This is a genomic window from Parabacteroides sp. AF14-59, assembly GCF_003479515.1.
In the GTDB taxonomy this organism is placed as follows: domain Bacteria; phylum Bacteroidota; class Bacteroidia; order Bacteroidales; family Tannerellaceae; genus Parabacteroides; species Parabacteroides faecis.
In genome coordinates, this window is record NZ_QUHH01000031.1 from 20,625 (window position 1) to 38,630 (window position 18,006).

At 43.4% G+C, this 18,006-nt stretch carries 17 protein-coding genes; 15 read left to right on the forward strand and 2 right to left on the reverse strand.

The features are described from left to right. The first annotated feature begins 58 nt into the window (after positions 1-58). From DWW23_RS23285 to DWW23_RS23305, 5 genes are all read left to right on the forward strand, one after another. Positions 59-3,223, forward strand: coding sequence for a TonB-dependent receptor (locus DWW23_RS23285; RefSeq protein WP_122356716.1), 3,165 nt, complete (start codon positions 59-61; stop codon positions 3,221-3,223). 37 nt (positions 3,224-3,260) lie between these two features. Beyond that, the gene (locus DWW23_RS23290; protein ID WP_122356718.1) at positions 3,261-4,715 is read left to right on the forward strand and encodes a RagB/SusD family nutrient uptake outer membrane protein; all 1,455 of its coding nucleotides are present in this window, start codon (positions 3,261-3,263) and stop codon (positions 4,713-4,715) included. Positions 4,716-4,792: 77 nt separating this feature from the next. Continuing rightward, positions 4,793-5,920: an exo-alpha-sialidase gene (locus DWW23_RS23295; RefSeq protein WP_122356720.1), complete on the forward strand. Its 1,128-nt coding sequence runs from the start codon at positions 4,793-4,795 to the stop codon at positions 5,918-5,920. A 7-nt stretch (positions 5,921-5,927) separates the two neighbouring features. Beyond that, complete coding sequence (locus DWW23_RS23300) at positions 5,928-7,364, forward strand: sulfatase (protein ID WP_122356722.1); 1,437 nt, start codon at positions 5,928-5,930, stop codon at positions 7,362-7,364. Between the two features lie 7 nt (positions 7,365-7,371). Continuing rightward, positions 7,372-9,003, forward strand: a complete 1,632-nt coding sequence (locus tag DWW23_RS23305) for a sialidase family protein (RefSeq protein ID WP_122356724.1) — start codon at positions 7,372-7,374, stop codon at positions 9,001-9,003. A gap of 78 nt (positions 9,004-9,081) precedes the next feature. Here the strand turns inward: DWW23_RS23305 and DWW23_RS23310 are convergent, their stop codons facing one another. Next, entirely contained in the window at positions 9,082-10,371 is a 1,290-nt protein-coding gene (locus DWW23_RS23310) for a serine dehydratase subunit alpha family protein (protein WP_122356726.1), read from the reverse strand. Between the two features lie 226 nt (positions 10,372-10,597). Here DWW23_RS23310 and DWW23_RS26465 point away from each other — a divergent pair, with 226 nt between their 5' ends. Further along, positions 10,598-10,768: a hypothetical protein gene (locus tag DWW23_RS26465; RefSeq protein WP_158583235.1), complete on the forward strand. Its 171-nt coding sequence runs from the start codon at positions 10,598-10,600 to the stop codon at positions 10,766-10,768. Between the two features lie 818 nt (positions 10,769-11,586). On the opposite strand, the gene DWW23_RS23320 is transcribed toward DWW23_RS26465, so the two are convergent. Further along, entirely contained in the window at positions 11,587-12,069 is a 483-nt protein-coding gene (locus tag DWW23_RS23320) for a transcriptional regulator (protein WP_122356730.1), read from the reverse strand. Between the two features lie 160 nt (positions 12,070-12,229). On the opposite strand from DWW23_RS23320, the gene DWW23_RS23325 reads away from it, so the two are divergent. The 9 genes from DWW23_RS23325 to DWW23_RS23360 are packed head-to-tail and all read left to right on the forward strand — an operon-like array spanning position 12,230 to position 18,002. Continuing rightward, the gene (locus tag DWW23_RS23325; protein WP_122356732.1) at positions 12,230-12,643 is read left to right on the forward strand and encodes a hypothetical protein; all 414 of its coding nucleotides are present in this window, start codon (positions 12,230-12,232) and stop codon (positions 12,641-12,643) included. Beyond that, positions 12,640-13,005 carry a hypothetical protein gene (locus DWW23_RS26405; protein ID WP_147382642.1) on the forward strand — a complete coding sequence of 122 codons (366 nt, stop codon included), beginning with the start codon at positions 12,640-12,642 and terminating at the stop codon, positions 13,003-13,005. Before DWW23_RS23325 ends, DWW23_RS26405 begins: the two co-directional genes overlap by 4 nt. Positions 13,006-13,026: 21 nt before the next feature. Further along, positions 13,027-15,072 (forward strand): DDE-type integrase/transposase/recombinase, encoded by a 2,046-nt coding sequence (locus DWW23_RS23335; RefSeq protein WP_122356736.1) that lies wholly within the window; start codon positions 13,027-13,029, stop codon positions 15,070-15,072. A 19-nt stretch (positions 15,073-15,091) separates the two neighbouring features. After that, a complete protein-coding gene (locus DWW23_RS23340) occupies positions 15,092-15,967 on the forward strand; it encodes an ATP-binding protein (RefSeq protein ID WP_122356738.1) in 876 nt (291 codons plus the stop codon). 57 nt (positions 15,968-16,024) lie between these two features. Continuing rightward, positions 16,025-16,681, forward strand: a complete 657-nt coding sequence (locus DWW23_RS23345; protein ID WP_370449328.1) for a hypothetical protein — start codon at positions 16,025-16,027, stop codon at positions 16,679-16,681. A 29-nt stretch (positions 16,682-16,710) separates the two neighbouring features. Then, complete coding sequence (locus DWW23_RS23350; protein ID WP_122356740.1) at positions 16,711-16,968, forward strand: hypothetical protein; 258 nt, start codon at positions 16,711-16,713, stop codon at positions 16,966-16,968. A gap of 2 nt (positions 16,969-16,970) precedes the next feature. Continuing rightward, positions 16,971-17,222, forward strand: coding sequence for a hypothetical protein (locus DWW23_RS26410; protein ID WP_147382643.1), 252 nt, complete (start codon positions 16,971-16,973; stop codon positions 17,220-17,222). 4 nt (positions 17,223-17,226) lie between these two features. After that, a complete protein-coding gene (locus tag DWW23_RS23355) occupies positions 17,227-17,502 on the forward strand; it encodes a hypothetical protein (RefSeq protein ID WP_122356742.1) in 276 nt (91 codons plus the stop codon). Positions 17,503-17,552: 50 nt separating this feature from the next. Further along, positions 17,553-18,002: a hypothetical protein gene (locus DWW23_RS23360; RefSeq protein WP_187576760.1), complete on the forward strand. Its 450-nt coding sequence runs from the start codon at positions 17,553-17,555 to the stop codon at positions 18,000-18,002. Positions 18,003-18,006: the final 4 nt, after the last annotated feature.

The window sequence follows — 18,006 nt, forward strand, 5'->3', positions numbered from 1 at the left end:
ACGGTGCTATTCCCCCGTGTCGATCTTAAAATAACACTATTTTAAAACCAGTACAAAGATGAATAAAATTAATTATTTATGTCTACTGTTTGTCCTTTTATTATTCCCTTTAAGCTCAATTTCTGCACAGGAAATGTCTATTTCCGGTACTGTGACGGATAATGAAGGATTAACTATGCCGGGAGTTTCCGTAGCTGTAAAAGGAGCACCGACAGGAACAATTACCGATGTGGACGGTAATTTCAGTATTAATGTGTCCAAAGGCACTACACTTATTTTTTCATTTGTCGGATACACGACGAAAGAAATAAAGATCGAAAATACATCTATTTTAAATATCACCCTCAATGCTTCGACTGTCGGCCTCGATGAAGTTGTAGTTGTCGGCTACGGTACGCAATCGAGAAGAACCATCACGTCGGCAATCACAAAAGTAAGCGGAGATGCATTGAAGAATGTTCCGGTCAATACCATCGGTGAAGGCTTGAAAGGCAAGATAGCCGGTGCCAGATTATATTCCAATAATAATACACCGGGAGCCGATGCAACCATCCGTATCCGTGGAGGATCTTCCATAAATAAAAGTAATGATCCGCTGATTTTGGTCGATGGTGTCGAACGGGCCTTTTCCGGTATCAACCCCAATGACATCGAATCTATCGAAGTCTTAAAAGATGCGGCTTCTACCGCCATTTACGGATCAAGAGCTTCCAATGGTGTTATCCTGATCACGACAAAGAAAGGATCTGCCAACCAGGCTCCGCGAATTACTTTCGAGGCGAATCTGGCTTTGCAACAAGCAGAAACACTATATAACTTTATGAATGCGGAAGATTATATAAATACGGTTCGCCCGGCTGTAGCAGTTGGTCCAAATGCCAAATATAATTGGATGGACGGCTACTCTGCCAGTTCTGGAAATACGGAATCCTCTATCTATTCCACTCGTTATCTAAAAGACGGAGAAAGTGTTCCTGCAGGATACCGGTCCATGCCCGATCCGCTCGATCCGAGTAAAACTCTGATTTTCCAGGATAATAACTTCCAGGATGAAATTTATAAAAACGCCCTCTGGCAAAACTATTATATCGGGATCGACGGCGGAAACGATGCAATAAGATATAATGCCAGCGCAGGTTATACCGATGACGGCGGTGTTGCGTTAGCGACCGATTATTCGCGTTTAAGCATGCGCAACAACCTGGATGTAAAGATTAACAGTAAGCTGACTTTTGCTGCAGGTTTCGATTATTCGAAGACAAAATCAGCAGAATATCCTAACCAGATGAATGTTATATCCAGAGGTTTGGCAACCCCTCCTACGCAGAAAAAATACAATGCTGACGGTACACCGACAAAAGGTTACAACGCAACCTCTCCTAACCCGTTATGGTACCAGTACTATAACGATCAGAGCAAAGAGGAAAAACGCCTGTCGGCATTCGGGAAATTGACTTACCATATTATCGATGGTTTAAAGGCAGATGTCCAAATGTCTACCTACAATCATCATTGGAGAAGCGACAGTTTCGAAAAAGCGAATGAGTTCAGCGGTTTGCGGACCACCACTGCCCAATACGGAGAATTGGAAAGAAACAAACTGGAAGCATACGGAACTTATAGCAAGACGATTAAAGATCATTCTTTCTCTGTTATGGCCGGTTATTCATATCAAAAGGATAAAAACCAGACGATGGAGGCAACCGTTACGGGCGCAAGTTCCGATAAAGTACCGACATTAACGGCCGGTCCGAATAAGAAAGACGCAAAAAGTGACTTTACAGACGATGTTACTATCGGTTACTTTGGACGTCTATCCTATGACTTTCAGAAAAAATATTTATTCTCTGCCACATTCAGAGAAGATGCCTCTTCCCGCTTTGCTTCAGGAAATCAATGGGGCTTCTTTCCCGGTGCTTCTGTCGGTTGGGTTATGTCTGATGAAAATTTTATGAAGAACATCAAGCCGATCGATAACCTCAAATGGCGTATCAGTTATGGTCAGACAGGTAATAATGCTATCGGATTATATGATGCATACGGAAAATATTCTACGGATGCCAAGTATGACGGAGTTGCCGGTATTGTCCCTTCTACAATGCCGAACCTGGGATTGACCTGGGAGGTTTCGACACAGTTGGATGCTGGTTTCGATTTATCGATGTTCAATAACCGGCTAAACATTAATGCCGACTATTTCGACAAAAGGACCGACAATCTGTTATTCAGTAAAGAACTGCCCAACACTTCCGGTTTTAAGGACGTACAAACGAATATAGGCAAAGTCAAATTCTATGGTTTTGATATCGAAATCGGTTCTACAAATATCGAAACCAAAGACTTCGTATGGACATCCAAATTCACCTGGAGTTTTGTAAAGAATAAAGTATTGAAACTGCCGGATAACGGACGTGATAAAAACCGTATCGGCGGTATAACATTGGCAGACGGAACTGCTTTTGGCGGAACAGCAGAAGGAGAATCACTGTATCGTTATTATGGGTATGTCGTGGATCGTATTCTTGAAACTCAGGAACAGGCCGATAATGCCATGTATGACAGTTCGGCCAAAGGATATCGCCAGTCTGACGGAAAGAAAATCGCGGGTCGTAAAGATGTGGGAGACTACGAATGGAAGAACCGTGAAGGCAGTCAGACCAAAGATGGAAAAGACTATATCGACAGTCAGGACCAATTCTTGCTGGGTTATACCGTTCCCCACTCTACGGGAGGCTTGAACAATAATTTCACCTATAAGAATTTTACCCTGAATATATTCCTGGATTGGGCGCTCGGACACTCTATCAACAACAATTCGGAAATGCGTTATTTCATGAATACATTTGCTAATAACTACACGTTGATCGATGAAGTAAAACAATGTTGGAAACAACCGGGTGATGACACAAAATATGCTCGTTTTACAGCAAACGATCCGGACGATGGAAATGCAAATTTCAGCCGGACTTCGAACATATTCAATTATAAAGGTGATTATTTGTGTATCCGGGAGATCAGTCTTCAATATACTGTCCCCACGAATAAGTTGGTAAAGTTAGGTATCCAGAATTTGGCTATCACATTAGCCGGTAATAACCTGCATTATTTCACAGCTGTGAAAGGTGTTTCTCCGGAAGTAGGAGCCTCTACTACTTACAATAAAGATTATTATAACTATCCTCCTATCAGAAAGTATTCCATAGGAGTAAAAGTTACATTCTAAATTAAAAGGATCTTATAAGCTATAAAAGAATAGTATTATGAAAATCAAAACAATAATATCAATATTACTGGCAGGAACCCTACTCTCTTCATGTCATGGGGACCTGGACATTATCCAGAAAAGTGAAGTATCTGCCAACTCCATGTGGCAGGACGAGGGGGATGCATCTTCGGCCATGTACGGTATGTTCAACAAATTCAGGGCTGCATTCAGTACCGGTTATGTTTACTGGGGTGAATACAGAACCGGATTATGGGCGGACGGTCTGGCCGGTCAGACTGCGCGCGATCAGGTCTATCAGAATCAGATACCGACCAGCCACGGTTATGCTAACTGGGAAGATCTGTATACAACGATCAACAATGCAAATCTGATTCTGAAATATACTCCCGATATTGCATTTAACAGTGAAGAAGCTAAAAATAAAATTCTGGCAAATGCCTATTATGTAAGAGCTTTCTGTTATTATTGGATCGGACGTATCTGGGGAGATGCTCCGATATTACTGGAAGGTTTCGAATCCGATCAGCAGGAAGGTTTATTTCCGACACGGCAACCGGCTGATGACGTATTCAGGCAGGTAGGTGAAGATATCGATAACGCCCTGGCTTTAATGCCGGTTTCGGTTACAGACAGAAATCTGGCTTCACAAGGTTCGATCAATATGTTGAAAGCTGATTACAACTTATGGATGTACAAAGTCCGGAATGCTGGAGAAACAGCACTGAATAATGCCAACAATGCGGTACAGGCAGTTTTAAGTAATTCCGATTATTCACTGGAAGAGGATTTCGGCAACATCTTTTATAATGAACTGGGAAATGAGATCATTTTTGCCTGGAGCTATATACAAGATGAATACACAGATGGATATGCGGGCGATTATCTTGTTCCTTCCCAGTATGTTTCTACGGAAGCAATCGAAAATCCTGTAAAAGTCGGCAGCCATCAGCAATGGTGCTTCTATACGGAAGATTACAAGAAGTTACTTTCTGAGAATCAAGATGACCAACGAACTGTTATCAGCTTCGAGACCTATTTCGACGAACCTAAAAACGCAACATTTCAGTGGATCAACAAATTTGCCGGAACATGGACGAACGGCACACGTATTTTTGATTCCGATGTCATTGTTTATCGCTATGCAGATGCCATTCTGTTTGACGCAGAGATCAAAATGGCGAAGAATGATATAAGCGGAGCAATCACATCTTTGAATAAGATTGCCGAACGGGCCTACAGGAAAAAAGACTTTTATCCGTCTTCCATGTCTGTAGCAGACCTCAACGAAGCAATAGTCACAGAACGTATGAAAGAATTCGCAGCCGAAGGTAAACTTTGGTGGGATTTTATTCGCCTGGGAGTCGTATTCAAAAAAGCACCTTATCTGATAGGACGCGATAACGAACAGAACGTTCTTCTGTGGCCGGTATCCCAGACATCGATCAATAAGAATCCGAATATCACGCAGACACCGGGATATGATAAATAATAAACTGTGAACATCCGGAGGATGAAACCGATATTTTATAAAAGCTTCATCCTCCGGTGTCTCAAAAACATACGATCATGAAGAAGTTAATAGTTATGAGCCTGATCTTGTTGATGCAATCAGGTATTTTCATTCAGGCACAGGAAGAAAATACAATAGACATTTTTCAGAAAGGACAGGATGGATATGCCTGTTTTCGCATCCCTGCGATTGTTAAAAGTAAAAACGGTACTCTCCTCGCTTTCGCTGAAGCTCGTAAGAACAGTTGTTCCGACACGGGTAATATCGATCTGGTATTAAAGCGTTCCGAAGACGGAGGAAAAACCTGGAGTTCCACAATCACGATCTGGGACGATGGCGATAATGTTTGTGGCAATCCTGCACCTGTCGTCGACCAGGAAACCGGACGTATCCTATTAGTGTCCTGCTGGAATCTCGGCGAAGACCATGAAAAAGAGATCATTGACAAAACGAGTAAAGACAGCCGGCGGATTTACGTCCTTTATTCGGATAATGACGGGAAAAGCTGGTCAACCCCTAAAGACATAACCTCTTCCGTCAAACGATCGGACTGGACCTGGTATGCAACAGGCCCTTGTCATGGCATCCAGTTACAAAACAAAAAACACAAAGGCCGTTTAGTTGTTTCTGCCAATCACATGGTAACAGGAACAAAATCATACCATTCCCAACTCATATATTCTGACGACAAAGGGGATACATGGAAACTGGGCGGTGTGGTAAAAAAACACGGAGGAAACGAAAGTAGTGTCGTAGAACTTGAAAATGGCGACCTGATGCTGAATATGCGCAACTACAACCGGGAAGAAAGTAAAACCCGTTCCTGTGCGATCAGTAAAGATGGCGGAGAAACAATTTCAGAAATGTATTACCTGCCCGAATTGATAGAACCGGTTTGCCAGGGAAGCACACTTAATTTTATGAAAAAAGGAAAAATCAGCAACTACATTTTGTTTTCCAATCCTGCCTCAACGGATAAAAGAGAGAAAATGACCCTGAAATTAAGCGAAGACAACGGTAAAACATGGCCCTGTACCTATCTGGTTTATTCCGGTCCAAGTGCTTATTCTGATTTAGTAAACCTACCGGATAGTAAGATTGGTATACTATATGAATACGGGATAAATGATCCGTACGAAAAAATAGGTTTCACTATTATACCTTTTGATAAACTCAAAAAATAAAATATATATGGAACGGGGAAAAAAGCTGGTCATGCCATTGCTCTTCTTACCCCTTTGCCTGCAAGGGAAAGAAGATATAAAAAATGTACTTTTTATTGCAATTGACGATCTACGTCCCACCATAGGGTGTTATGGCGATTCATATGCGATAACACCTCATCTCGATGCCTTTGCTGCAAAAAGTCTTCTTTTCAGGAATGCCTATTGTCAGCAATCTGTCAGTGGTCCCTCCCGTGCTTCCATGTTGACAGGATTACGTCCGGACGAGATCGGAGTAACCGATCTAAGCACACATTTCAGAGAAAAAGACCCGCATATAACAACACTGCCACAGCTTTTAAAAAAAAACGGTTACGAAGCAATCGGTATAGGCAAGATTTATCATGGAAGTCTTCAAACACAGGATAGCATTTCCTGGTCACGGCCACCAGTATACAATCTGTCTATAAAAAAAGAAGAATATACACTACCTGACAACCGACATGGTAAAAAAGCAACGGCTGTTGAAATAGCCGATGCACCTGAAACTTCATTTATGGATGGAAAAGTAACCCGCGAAGCGCTGACAGTTCTTGACGAATTGTCTGTATCCGGACAAGCCTTTTTTCTGGCAGTCGGATACATCAAGCCTCATTTGCCCTTCAGTATGCCGCTGAAATATTGGAACTTATACAAAGACAGACCGATCGTTCGAAATAAATCCGGTTATGATAGACCACTTCATACTCCTACTATTGCTTATCATAACTGGGAAGAACTCCGGGGATATACGGACATACCCGAATCAGGAGATCTTTCGCCGGAAAAGCAAGAAGAACTATCTAAGGCATATTACGCATGTGTAAGTTTTATAGATGCTCAGATCGGGCAATTACTCGATAAGCTCAGGACACTTGGATTGGATAAGAACACAGTCGTAGTCATTTGGGGAGATAATGGTTTTCATTTAGGAGAGCAGTCATTGTGGGGGAAATCGACCAACTTCGAATTCGACTGTAAAGTTCCGTTGCTCATATACAGTCCCCAATATCAGAATTGTCCGCGCGAGATAAACAAGATAGTCGAGTTAATCGACATCTATCCTACCCTTATCGATTTATGCGGACTCAAACCTCAACACACATTATCCGGACAGTCTTTACGCTATCTGGCGGAAGGTAAAGCCAATTGGAAAAACAGGGCATTCAGCCAGTTTCCCAGGCCATATAAAGCAATCAATTCGCATAAACATCAAACTCATATGGGCTATACGGTACGGACAACTAATTGGCGCTACATCCTGTGGTATGAAAAAGCGTCGGATCGGATCACTGACCGGGAACTCTATCGGATGAACGGTGATAAACCGGAAGAGGAAAATATAAGCGGAAAACCGGAATATGCCCATATAGAAAATGAATTACAAGAGTTGATTCAGGAGTATAAAAATTCTCATCATAAATAAAAACACCATGAATAAAGCACTATTATTTATAATCATATCAGTCTTGGCTACATCCTGTAAAAATTATACAGACCAACTATTCGTATCTACGGAACAACCGGTATTACCGGTCCTTACCATGAAGGAGGCCAATCCTGTACTGAAAATCGAAGTGATCCGGAAACAGCCGGGTAATTATTCTTTGCAGCAGTTAGCGTTCGATTTATCGGGAACAACAGATATCGACGATATCGAGAGTATCGGTCTTTATCAGGCTAATTCCAAAGGAATGCTCGATACAGACAAACCTATACTCACACCTGTCCCTGTATCAGAAAATATAACATTCAATACCGATATCTCCCTGGAGACAGATACAACCTTACTTTGGGTTTCATTTAAGTTGAAAAACAAAATTGAGCTCGACCACCGGTTCAATATTTCCTGTACCGCCCTGAAAACAAATACAGGATATATCGATATCCCTGTAAGCACATCAAACGGATTACGTGCCGGAGTTGCAGTACGGCAGCATAGGCAGGATGGAGTGCATACATCACGTATTCCAGGATTGGCTACATCTAAGAACGGGACATTACTGGCTATTTACGATGCTCGTTACGACAATTCACGCGATCTTCAGGGAGACATCGACATTTGCTTGAACCGCAGTACGGATGGCGGACAAACCTGGGAACCTATGCAAGTTGTTTTAGACAGAAAAGAATGGGGTGGTCTACCTGAAAAATATAACGGGATAAGCGATGCTAATATCCTGGTAGATGAAAACTCCGGTGATATTTATGTAGCCGGTCTTTGGATGTATGGCGTTCTTGACGGTCAAACCGGTAAATGGGTTCCTGGTATGACTAAAGATAGTACCCGCTGGATGCATCAATGGCGGGAAAAAGGCTCACAACCCGGATTCGGAGTAAAAGAGACCAGCCAGTTCCTGATAACGAAAAGTACGGATGACGGTCTAACCTGGAATGAACCAGTCAATATCACAGCTAAAACAAAAAGAGAAGAATGGTGGCTCTATGCCCCTGCTCCGGGTCATGGCATTACGTTGAACGATGGAACACTTGTCTTTCCAACGCAGGGACGCGATAAGGACGGACATGCGTTTTCCAATATCACCTGGAGTAAAGACGGCGGAAAAACATGGACAGCCAGCAATCCGGCTTTCGATAATGTTACGGAATGTATGGCCGTTCAATTGTCTGATGGCAGTATCATGTTAAATATGCGTGATAATCGTAACCGGGGGAATATGGAGGTAAACGGACGGCGGATTTGCATCACTACCGATCTGGGACAAAGCTGGACTGAACATTCGACTTCGCGGAAAGCACTGATAGAACCGACCTGTATGGCCAGTATCCACAAACATGTTTACCGGCAAGAAGGGAAAGAGAAATCTATCTTGCTTTTCGTTAATCCCGAATCGCATTCGGAACGGAATCATATGACACTGAAAGTCAGTTTCGATGACGGTAATACATGGCCTGATGAAAAGAAAATACTGTTAGACGAATATAACTGCCGGGGGTACTCTTGTATCACTTCTGTCAATGAAAGTACAATTGGAATCCTGTATGAAAGCAGTCAGGCCGACATGGTATTCCAGCAAGTCAAACTAAATGAAATCATCGAATGATAATGATATGAATCACAAAAAACCTCCCAACTGCAAAGAAACAGTTGGGAGGCCAAAGTAATGAACAAAAACAATCTTTTAGCAAGACTTGCCTGTCATAATATCTAATACCAATTTGTCTGTTTCTTCCATTCCACGGGAACCTATCGCTGTCAGATTCGAGATCGATTTATCCACATCCTCGTCGATAATACCCTCCACAGGAGTCACCACTTTGTTCTCCATCGCCATCAAAGCGGAGATCATTGCCGTAGAGACACCGCTCGAAACCTTCAAGGCGCAACTGGGCTTAGCCCCGTCGCAAATCATCCCCGTAATATTTCCGATCATATTCTTGATCGCATACGAAATCTGTGCCTTATTACCGCCCATCAGATAAGTAATACCGCAACTGGAACCGGTAGCCGCAACCACACAACCACAAAGAGCAGACAATCGTCCGAGGCTCTGCTTAATATAAATAACCATCAGATGGCTAAGTGTCAGGGCGCGTATCAACTGCTCTTCCGGACAATCGATGTCTTCGGCGAAAGATAAAACCGGTAACGTGGCCGCAATACCCTGGTTACCGCTTCCAGAGTTACTCATAACCGGGATCATCGCTCCATCCATACGGGCATCACAGGCAGCAGCCGTCATCACCAACATATGTGTATAGGCCGAATCGCCCATATATTTCCGTCCGTATTCTCCGGATACGGTTTTGCTGACAGTATGCCCGTAATGACCTTTTATAGAGGCTTGTGCAGCCTTCTTATTCAGATCGGCAGTTTCAAGGATAAAACGGATTTCATCGAGCGGCATTTCCATCGCAAACTCATAAACGGTAGAAAAAGATAATTTTAATTCTTCCTCGTGGCAGATAGTATCGCCGGATAACTCTTTCCGCAGATCGGTCAGTACCACCCCATCCTTTTCCACATAAATTATATGCGTATGTTCGTGGCAGATGACAACCTTCGACGTCTCTTCGCCGGCAGTACAAATAACCTCTATATATAATTTGTCGACATTTTCCTTTAAAGCAATATGGATAATCTTATTCTCTATCATGGCCTTTCCCAACTCCAGAGCTTCCGGCGTTATATCCCGCAGCACCTCCAGTTCGTAAGCAGACTTTCCGATCAGCGTACCCAAAGCAACGGCAATGGGCAATCCTACCATTCCGGTTCCGGGAATTCCTACGCCCATGGCATTCTTCAGAATGTTGGCGCTAAGTAACACCTCGATCTTTTCGGGACGGTGTCCTAAAACTTCGGCAGCCTTGGCAGCAGCCAAAGCGACAGCAACAGGTTCAGTACAGCCGATAGCAGGAATTACCTCCTGATGTATGAGGGATATAATTTGTGATTTTGTCGTATTATCCATGAAAACTATGTTTTATGCGTTAGATTGGGGCAAAGGTAATGATTTAATTAATTACCGGACTTTATATGATCAAAATTATCACTTGTTTTCAGGCAGAAAAGGCAGATACAAAATGATTTGTAATTTATGTTATACGTTTCGCTAAATTTAGAATGAATATGATAAATTCGCAGCGTCCAACGCCATAGCGGGGAAAACTGAATGAATTAAAAATAAAAGATTGTTTATGGAAAGGAAAAGATTTATTTTCTACGGGTTGGCGATGCTCGTAGCGTTATTGTTAGTGGCTAAAATATTGATACCGGCATCACCGCCCTCCTCTTCGCCGCCGGAAAGCCTGTTGTCTGAAAACGATGATCTTCTGGTAAGGGGCACAGAACGAAATGGGAAAGTTTGAATGTGAGTGTTTGAGGCGTAATGGTTTGATAATTAAACAGATATTGCACGACTGTAGTGCATGAGACCTCAAAACGAATGGTTTACTTTGCTTTACTTCTGCTTTACACTTATGGCCTATTTGAACACCTGTTTGAATGAATGTGCTTACATCAGCGCATTGGAAAGAAGTATTCCACTATTCAAAGATACGAAAAAAGATATATAATACAAGAGGAACTGGTAGTTTTATACTGGAGCATCGCTAAAAGCCGTTGTAGAGCCTATTTTCTGGCCTTACAACGGCTTTTATTATTGTAGTGGAGGGATTGACTACCCTTACAAAAGAAAAGCCTTACATGCCATATTCCTGGAGATAGATTTGAAGAATTGGAGAGAAATGGGAGCTACTATGGATATTTCCTAAAACAGTTCAAAACGGTCAAAAAACAGTTTGGGGTTACATGTGGGGTTACAGTTTGGGGTTACATGTTTTTAAAACTCAAAACGAAAATATGTATTTGGGGTTACGTTTGGGGTTACACTTTTTACAGTAAAAATACAGGGTTCATAGATAGAAAAGGTACATATATAGGGGTTAAATACCTCTTTTTTATGTTTTAAGATATACAAAATACAGCTTAAAAGGGTACAAAATGCCACAAAAATAGACTGTTTTGCACATAAATTCCTGATGTATAACGTTGATTTATAGTGCAATAAAGAATAAAGCACGGGTAAAACATCCACTAAAAACGTGCGTGATGCCACTTTTTTAGTAATAATAGCGCCTTTTAGGTGGGTATTTGAGGTATGTTGTATCCTGTTAGTTTTCATTTGTTATTCCTTTAAACGGGCACCGGCAGATGTTACAGGGATGTTCTGCAACAAACTGCTTTCGGTAGAAGCAGGAGTCTCTGCAGAATCTCCAAAATCTGTATCATGTTCTACTAATCGGAGTCGTTCTTCCAATCGGGCGTTTTCTTTCAATAGCTCCTCTATTTTTGCATCTTTTTTTTCAATAGTTACAAATAGTTTATCAATAATAGGGCTGTCACTTATCACATCTTCCTGCACGGCATGTGATATGGGAGTAACAAACATATCTCCATCTCCCATGACTATATACTCAATGCTAATCTGTGGGTATGATTTCTTCATACTCCTAAGTGTTTCAATAGAGAGTTTCTTCCTCCCCTTTTTTATATCACTAATACCTGCTTTGTTTGTCTCAAGTATCTGTGCAAGCTGTACGTAGTCCGTAAGCAGGTTTTGTTCTTTTAGAGCTTCTACAATCTTAAAAAATCTGATATTTTCCGACATATAGCACTTTTAGTATGAAATATTACGATTATTACTTTGTAGTATGAAATCTTCATACTATATTTGCAACGTCTTAACCCGGTTAAGGCGCCCCAAATATACGGAAAAGTATTTATCCGACAATGGATTGATAATGACTAACGAAAAAACATATAGGAATATGAAAACTGAAAAACAGATTTTTCTTCCGGTGGAAGTCAAGAAAGAAATGATTGAAACCTTTAAGACGACGAAGGAGACTTTGTGGTCTGCATTGAACTTTACGACAAACAGCGGCTTTGCCCGGATATTAAGAGCTGCCGCATACGAACGTGGTGGCGTTTTGTATCCTGATCCAAAGTGTAAACCAGGTGCGGTACCATCCTGCGATACAATATTCAATACAGCCGATCGCACCATGATCCAGAATTTTGGTGCCCAGGTCAGACTGTTAGGAAACCTGGAGAATGGAGAGGTAAGCATGTATGTTGGTGGCGATCTGAAAACAACCTATCAGAACCCTACCCTCGTCGAACTGGGAACCATCCAGGCTACTGCTCAAAATTTGGCTGACGAATTATCCCTGATGCTATGAGTACCACATGTAAAATAGGAATCCTCCGGGAGAACGGATCAGTTGACTGTATCACCTGTTTCCGTGACGGCGATCCAGCATACGCTGGAAGGATATTAAGCCTCCATTACCGGACTGAAGATAAAATCAATGCTTTGCTCGCCGGTGGCAACCTCCTGGATATTGATAGTACCATTGAAACCTGTGTCTTTGAAATAAGGGACAGAGGACAAAATGCAGAAGTGAATGCCTGCCAGAGCTACCGAAGCCGGAGCAGTTATCAGGCGAGTAGCGGAGAAACTGACTACCTGTTTATTTACATGAATAATCAATGGGGGTACTTTTCAGACTTTGAAGATAGCGAATCAGACAGCACCCGGTAACGGGAAGTAAATTGTAAAGAGATGGAATACTACAATAAAATGATATGCGTAACGGTCGAGGAATTGACTGACACCTATAATGACGAAAAGGTGATGAGCCTTGCAAATTACAAGCAGCTATGCGCTCGTAAGCGCTTGTGCATCGCTCGTAAAGCGGGAGGTCTGGGTGTGTATGCTCTCGTGGTGTATTCCTCGCTCCCGGAGCGTTTCCGGAAACGTTTTGAAATAATACACGGGAATCCCGATGAACTTTTAAAGCAAGAAAATATGGACAAGAAAGTATTGAAAATAGATAAGGATGCACGTGATTTCTACATGGCACACATACTGCCTAACGGCAAAAACCTGGTAGATACAAAAATAGAAGAGTACACGATTAACGCCTCTGTTTTGGGCGCATTAATAGCTGCGCTGAATGAACGTACCGCAAAGGTCAAATCCCTGGGTGGTGGCATTCCGAAAGATTTATGGGTGAAAGCCCTGGATTTTGTGGAATCGTACCGGGCGGATTATAACCATACGCTGCCAGGCAAGGTAAAAGGACTACGTGAAAAGGTGAATGCCTATAAGCGTAACGGTTACGTTTCCCTGATATCCGGTAAGGACGGGAATGAGAATACGTTGAAGATCACAGAAGAGGCCGGAAACCAAATCATCGCATTAAAGCGCAGTATGGTGCCCGTGTACAACAATGCCCAGATATTCAGGGAGTATAACCGGATTGCTTTAGAGAAGGGCTGGAAACCGCTTAAAAGCATAAATTCACTCGTTACATTCCTGGAACGTCCGGAGGTGAAGCGCATGTGGTACGATGCAGTGCATGGAGAACTGGCAGCCCACCAGAAGTATTCCCGGAAAAACAAAACGATCCTCCCGTCCATGCGTGATTCCCTTTGGTACGCCGATGGTACGAAGGTGAACCTCTTTTATAAGGCTTATGACAAAGACGGGAAACTGAAAGTTTGTACCACACAGGTGTATGAGGTCATGGACGCATTTAGCGAGACCATGCTGGGATATTTCATCAGCGATAGCGAGAACTACGAGGCACAATATAACTCTTTCCGTATGGCCATTAAAACGGCTGGTTGCCGCCCTTACGAGATCGTCACTGATAACCAGGGAGGTCACAAAAAACTGGAGGCTACGGACTTCTTCAAACGTATTTGCCACATTTTCAGATTTACCGCCCCTTACTCCGGTCAGAGTAAAACGATAGAGAGTACCTTCGGCCGCTTCCAGGCTGAAATATTGCATCAGGACTGGCGCTTCACCGGCCAGAATATAACTGCCAAAAGAGAAGAGAGCCGTCCGAACCTGGAACGGGTCGCAGCCAATAAGGAGAGCCTTTACACATTGGAAGAGCTAAAAGTCGCTTATGCCATTGCGAGGGATAAGTGGAACCATGCCAAACATCCGGCTACCGGCGTTGCCAGGATTGAAATGTACCAGAACTCCGTGAACCCGGATACTACAGCAGTGGACTACCTGGATATGATAGAGATGTTCTGGCTTACCACCCCGAAACCCTCCCTCTTTACAGACTCCGGGATCACCATCACGATCAATAAGAAAGAATATACTTACGAGGTACTGGGCACAGACAAAATGCCAGACCTGGAGTTCCGCCGGAAGAACACCTTCCGTAAGTTCTACACGATGTACGATCCGGAGGACATGACCCAGGTACGGCTCTACACAAAAGAGACCAGCGGTATGAGGTACGTGGCTACGGCAGAGCCTTATGTCACGATACACCGTAACATCCAGGAGCAAAAGCCCGGAGAGATGGACTTTATCCGAAACATGGATATCCGAAACAAGCAGGAACGTGTCAATCTTCAATTGGCCGCTGCTGAACTGGAAACGAAGCACGGCGTAGCCCCAGAACAGTTCGGATTGAATCGCCCGAAGATGCGGGGTCTCAGTGTGGTAGCAACCGAGAATTTAATGGATAAAGCCACAAAGAAGGCCAAACCACACGAAGAGCTGGTAGATGTCGGATTGCTGGGTAAACAGGTAAGCAACCTCACATTTAACGATGTAGCATTATTGGATAAATATTAACAATTAAATAATTACCATCATGGAAGATTTAACAGTGAACGAAAAAGACGCTATCCGGGATATGCTGGCAGCATACTGCAAACGATATCCAAGCAATAATAAAGCAGCCGCCAGCCTGAGAGGTGTGAGCGCTGGAACCATTTCTCCGATACTGCATAGCAAGTATGACAATATTTCGGATGACATGTTCCGGAACATTCTCGCACAGGTAGGTACACCCCAGCAGACCACCGGTATGCAGATCGTAGAGACGACCGCACTTCATGAAATTATAGCAGCTATGAGGGATGCGCAGGAATGGCAGGATGTCACCTGGGTAGTAGGTGACTCAGGCTGCGGAAAAACGACAGCAGCCAGCGTGTACCAGGGTAATCATAAAGAGGTGTTTACCCTGCTCTGCAGCGAAGACATGAAAAAGGGTGATTTCGTTCGTGAACTGGCCGCTACGGTCGGGATCAGTCCGGACGGGCATAATATCCGTGAAACATTAAAGGCCATCATTGACCGCATTATTCAGATGGATAGTCCGCTCCTTATTTTTGATGAAGGCGATAAGCTGACAGACCTGGTATTTCATTACTTCATTACGATATACAATCAGCTCCGGGATAAAGCCGGTATCATTTTCCTCTCAACCTCTTATATCAAAAAACGCATGGAGAGTGGCTTGAACCATAATAAAAGAGGTTACCAGGAAATAAACAGCCGCATCGGCAGGAAGTTCTACGAGATTTCAGCCAACACGGCCAAGGATGTATATGCCGTATGTATGGGTAACGGTATCAATGACCAGAAGGCACTGGATACCATTGTAAAAGATGCCGATGCCTATGGTAATGATATGCGCCGGGTAGCTAAGAAAATAAAGATCGAAAAGAAACGCCGTTCGGCATAAAAGAAACGTCGTTCAAACGCTATTCAAACAGCGTTTGAACGGGTAATGTAGTAAAGAATGAAACAAGCGGAAACACCCCAGGAAGCCCCTAAGAAGAAGCGTCAGCGTGCGTTCTCTGTGTCGGAGATACTTCTGATGAAAAAGAAGTTGCTAACCATGACAGGAGCCTGGTACGATACCTTTGGCATAACGGAGTTTTATGGTGTCTGGTTTATTTGGGGGAATTCCGGAAACGGGAAAAGTACCTTCGTGATGGCTTTGTGCGCAGAGCTTTGTAAGTATGGGAAGGTATTGTACGACAGCCTGGAGGAAGGCACCAGCCTCACGATGCAGAATACGCTGCGCCGGCTTAATATGATCCAGTCAAACGGCCGTCTGCAGATACTGAACTGCGAACCAATAGAGGAACTGAGCGACCGGCTGATGGATCGTAAAAGTGCGGACTTTGTCATCATCGACAGTTTTCAATATACGCAGTTGACCTACAAAGGATACCTGAAGCTAAAAGCGAAACATCGTAATAAGCTGCTAATCTTTATCAGTCATGCTGACGGAAAGAACCCCTCCGGACGAAGTGCCAAAAGTGTAATGTACGACGCTTCCCTGAAAATATGGGTCGAAGGATATAGAGCTTTCAGTAAAGGCCGTTTTTTTGGAACTGCGGATTATTACACTATCTGGGAGGCGGGTGCCTCCAAATACTGGGGAGAATAACAGAATATAAACCATATAAAAGAAAGATTATGGAAGCATTATCAGCATTACGCCAGGCATTCAGCCTGAAGAAAAATGAGGAGTTGGGCAGGAAGTTTCCGCCCGAAGTCCTAAAGAAAATGGTAGACGCAATGAAGAACTACGCAGACTCTAAATGCACCGAGCAAAGAAAACTTTGCCAGGAAGCCTATGACGATGTATATGAGTCGGACGAATGCGATCCGGCATTTGATAACATGTACACCATGCAGGAGCTGAAAGATTGTGAAACCCCTGATCTGGACTAACGATGAGCCGGAAAAGTGAGGTGTTGACCATTGAGCCTGGCCGATTTTTAGGCCGCTTACATGATGAGCATTGTACAAGCGAAGGGCATGAATGCAGCTACTGTAATGGTCGGGGAGCTTTCACTCCTACACAGGTCGGATACGATGAGTACATAGACAACCCATGCCCGGTATGTGGCGGAGCCGGTCAGTTGAAAGCGGAAATTACGATACACTGGTCTCCGGATAATAGTAAACAAACTGATAAAAAGTAAACGTATGAACCCAGACGAAGGATTTTTTAGACGAAGTAATGAAGACATGACTGGAGGGGAACCGATTATCATTGGTGAGGAACTTCTGGACTATGAAGGACTGACAAAATTGGAGTATATGTCCGTGCGTATCGCCCAGGCGATGGTGTCGAATGCTCCTATGATGTCAAACATTGACAACCGGACAAACCGTGATGCTGATGCTGCACGGGAGGTGATAGCCAGTGAAGCCGTGAAACTGGCAAAAGCGATTATAAATGAATGTAACAAGGAGGAATAACAATGACTAAGGTTACCAATTTTACACGTTTTTACACGCTATTAAAACGTATGCCCGGTTACCAAGACGGACTGAAGGAACAACTGGTACTTACATATACCGGGAACCGAAGTTCTTCTGTGCGGGAGATGAAGCAAAGTGAATATGATGCGATGTGCGCCTCTATGCAGCAAACGATTGACGGCAGTACCGGTGAGGCAGAGTTCACCGCCCGGATTAAAGGTTACCGTTCAAAAGTACTACACTGGCTTCAGGTAATCGGGGTGGATACAACGGACTGGGATCGGGTGGATGCCTATTGTTCCAACGCACGTATCGCTGGTAAAGTATTCAGGAAACTGACTATCCCGGAGCTGGAAGCGTTGGTGCCTAAATTGAAAGCTATCGCCCGTAAGGCAAAAGAAAAGCCGGTACCGGTAAAACAACCGGAGCCAGAACCAGACATTTCAGCGGAGCTGCTGGCGAGCCTTCTAACGTTTCCGAGTACGTCACTAAACTGATGAG

Excerpts from the sequence above, each read along its gene's own strand:
- DWW23_RS23285 (WP_122356716.1), top strand. The coding sequence starts at position 59 with ATGAATAAAATTAATTATTTATGTCTACTGTTTGTCCTTTTATTATTC.
- DWW23_RS23290 (WP_122356718.1), top strand. The coding sequence starts at position 3,261 with ATGAAAATCAAAACAATAATATCAATATTACTGGCAGGAACCCTACTC.
- DWW23_RS23295 (WP_122356720.1), top strand. The coding sequence starts at position 4,793 with ATGAAGAAGTTAATAGTTATGAGCCTGATCTTGTTGATGCAATCAGGT.
- DWW23_RS23300 (WP_122356722.1), top strand. The coding sequence starts at position 5,928 with ATGGAACGGGGAAAAAAGCTGGTCATGCCATTGCTCTTCTTACCCCTT.
- DWW23_RS23305 (WP_122356724.1), top strand. The coding sequence starts at position 7,372 with ATGAATAAAGCACTATTATTTATAATCATATCAGTCTTGGCTACATCC.
- DWW23_RS23310 (WP_122356726.1), bottom strand. The coding sequence starts at position 10,371 with ATGGATAATACGACAAAATCACAAATTATATCCCTCATACATCAGGAG.
- DWW23_RS26465 (WP_158583235.1), top strand. The coding sequence starts at position 10,598 with ATGGAAAGGAAAAGATTTATTTTCTACGGGTTGGCGATGCTCGTAGCG.
- DWW23_RS23320 (WP_122356730.1), bottom strand. The coding sequence starts at position 12,069 with ATGTCGGAAAATATCAGATTTTTTAAGATTGTAGAAGCTCTAAAAGAA.
- DWW23_RS23325 (WP_122356732.1), top strand. The coding sequence starts at position 12,230 with ATGAAAACTGAAAAACAGATTTTTCTTCCGGTGGAAGTCAAGAAAGAA.
- DWW23_RS26405 (WP_147382642.1), top strand. The coding sequence starts at position 12,640 with ATGAGTACCACATGTAAAATAGGAATCCTCCGGGAGAACGGATCAGTT.
- DWW23_RS23335 (WP_122356736.1), top strand. The coding sequence starts at position 13,027 with ATGGAATACTACAATAAAATGATATGCGTAACGGTCGAGGAATTGACT.
- DWW23_RS23340 (WP_122356738.1), top strand. The coding sequence starts at position 15,092 with ATGGAAGATTTAACAGTGAACGAAAAAGACGCTATCCGGGATATGCTG.
- DWW23_RS23345 (WP_370449328.1), top strand. The coding sequence starts at position 16,025 with ATGAAACAAGCGGAAACACCCCAGGAAGCCCCTAAGAAGAAGCGTCAG.
- DWW23_RS23350 (WP_122356740.1), top strand. The coding sequence starts at position 16,711 with ATGGAAGCATTATCAGCATTACGCCAGGCATTCAGCCTGAAGAAAAAT.
- DWW23_RS26410 (WP_147382643.1), top strand. The coding sequence starts at position 16,971 with ATGAGCCGGAAAAGTGAGGTGTTGACCATTGAGCCTGGCCGATTTTTA.
- DWW23_RS23355 (WP_122356742.1), top strand. The coding sequence starts at position 17,227 with ATGAACCCAGACGAAGGATTTTTTAGACGAAGTAATGAAGACATGACT.
- DWW23_RS23360 (WP_187576760.1), top strand. The coding sequence starts at position 17,553 with ATGCCCGGTTACCAAGACGGACTGAAGGAACAACTGGTACTTACATAT.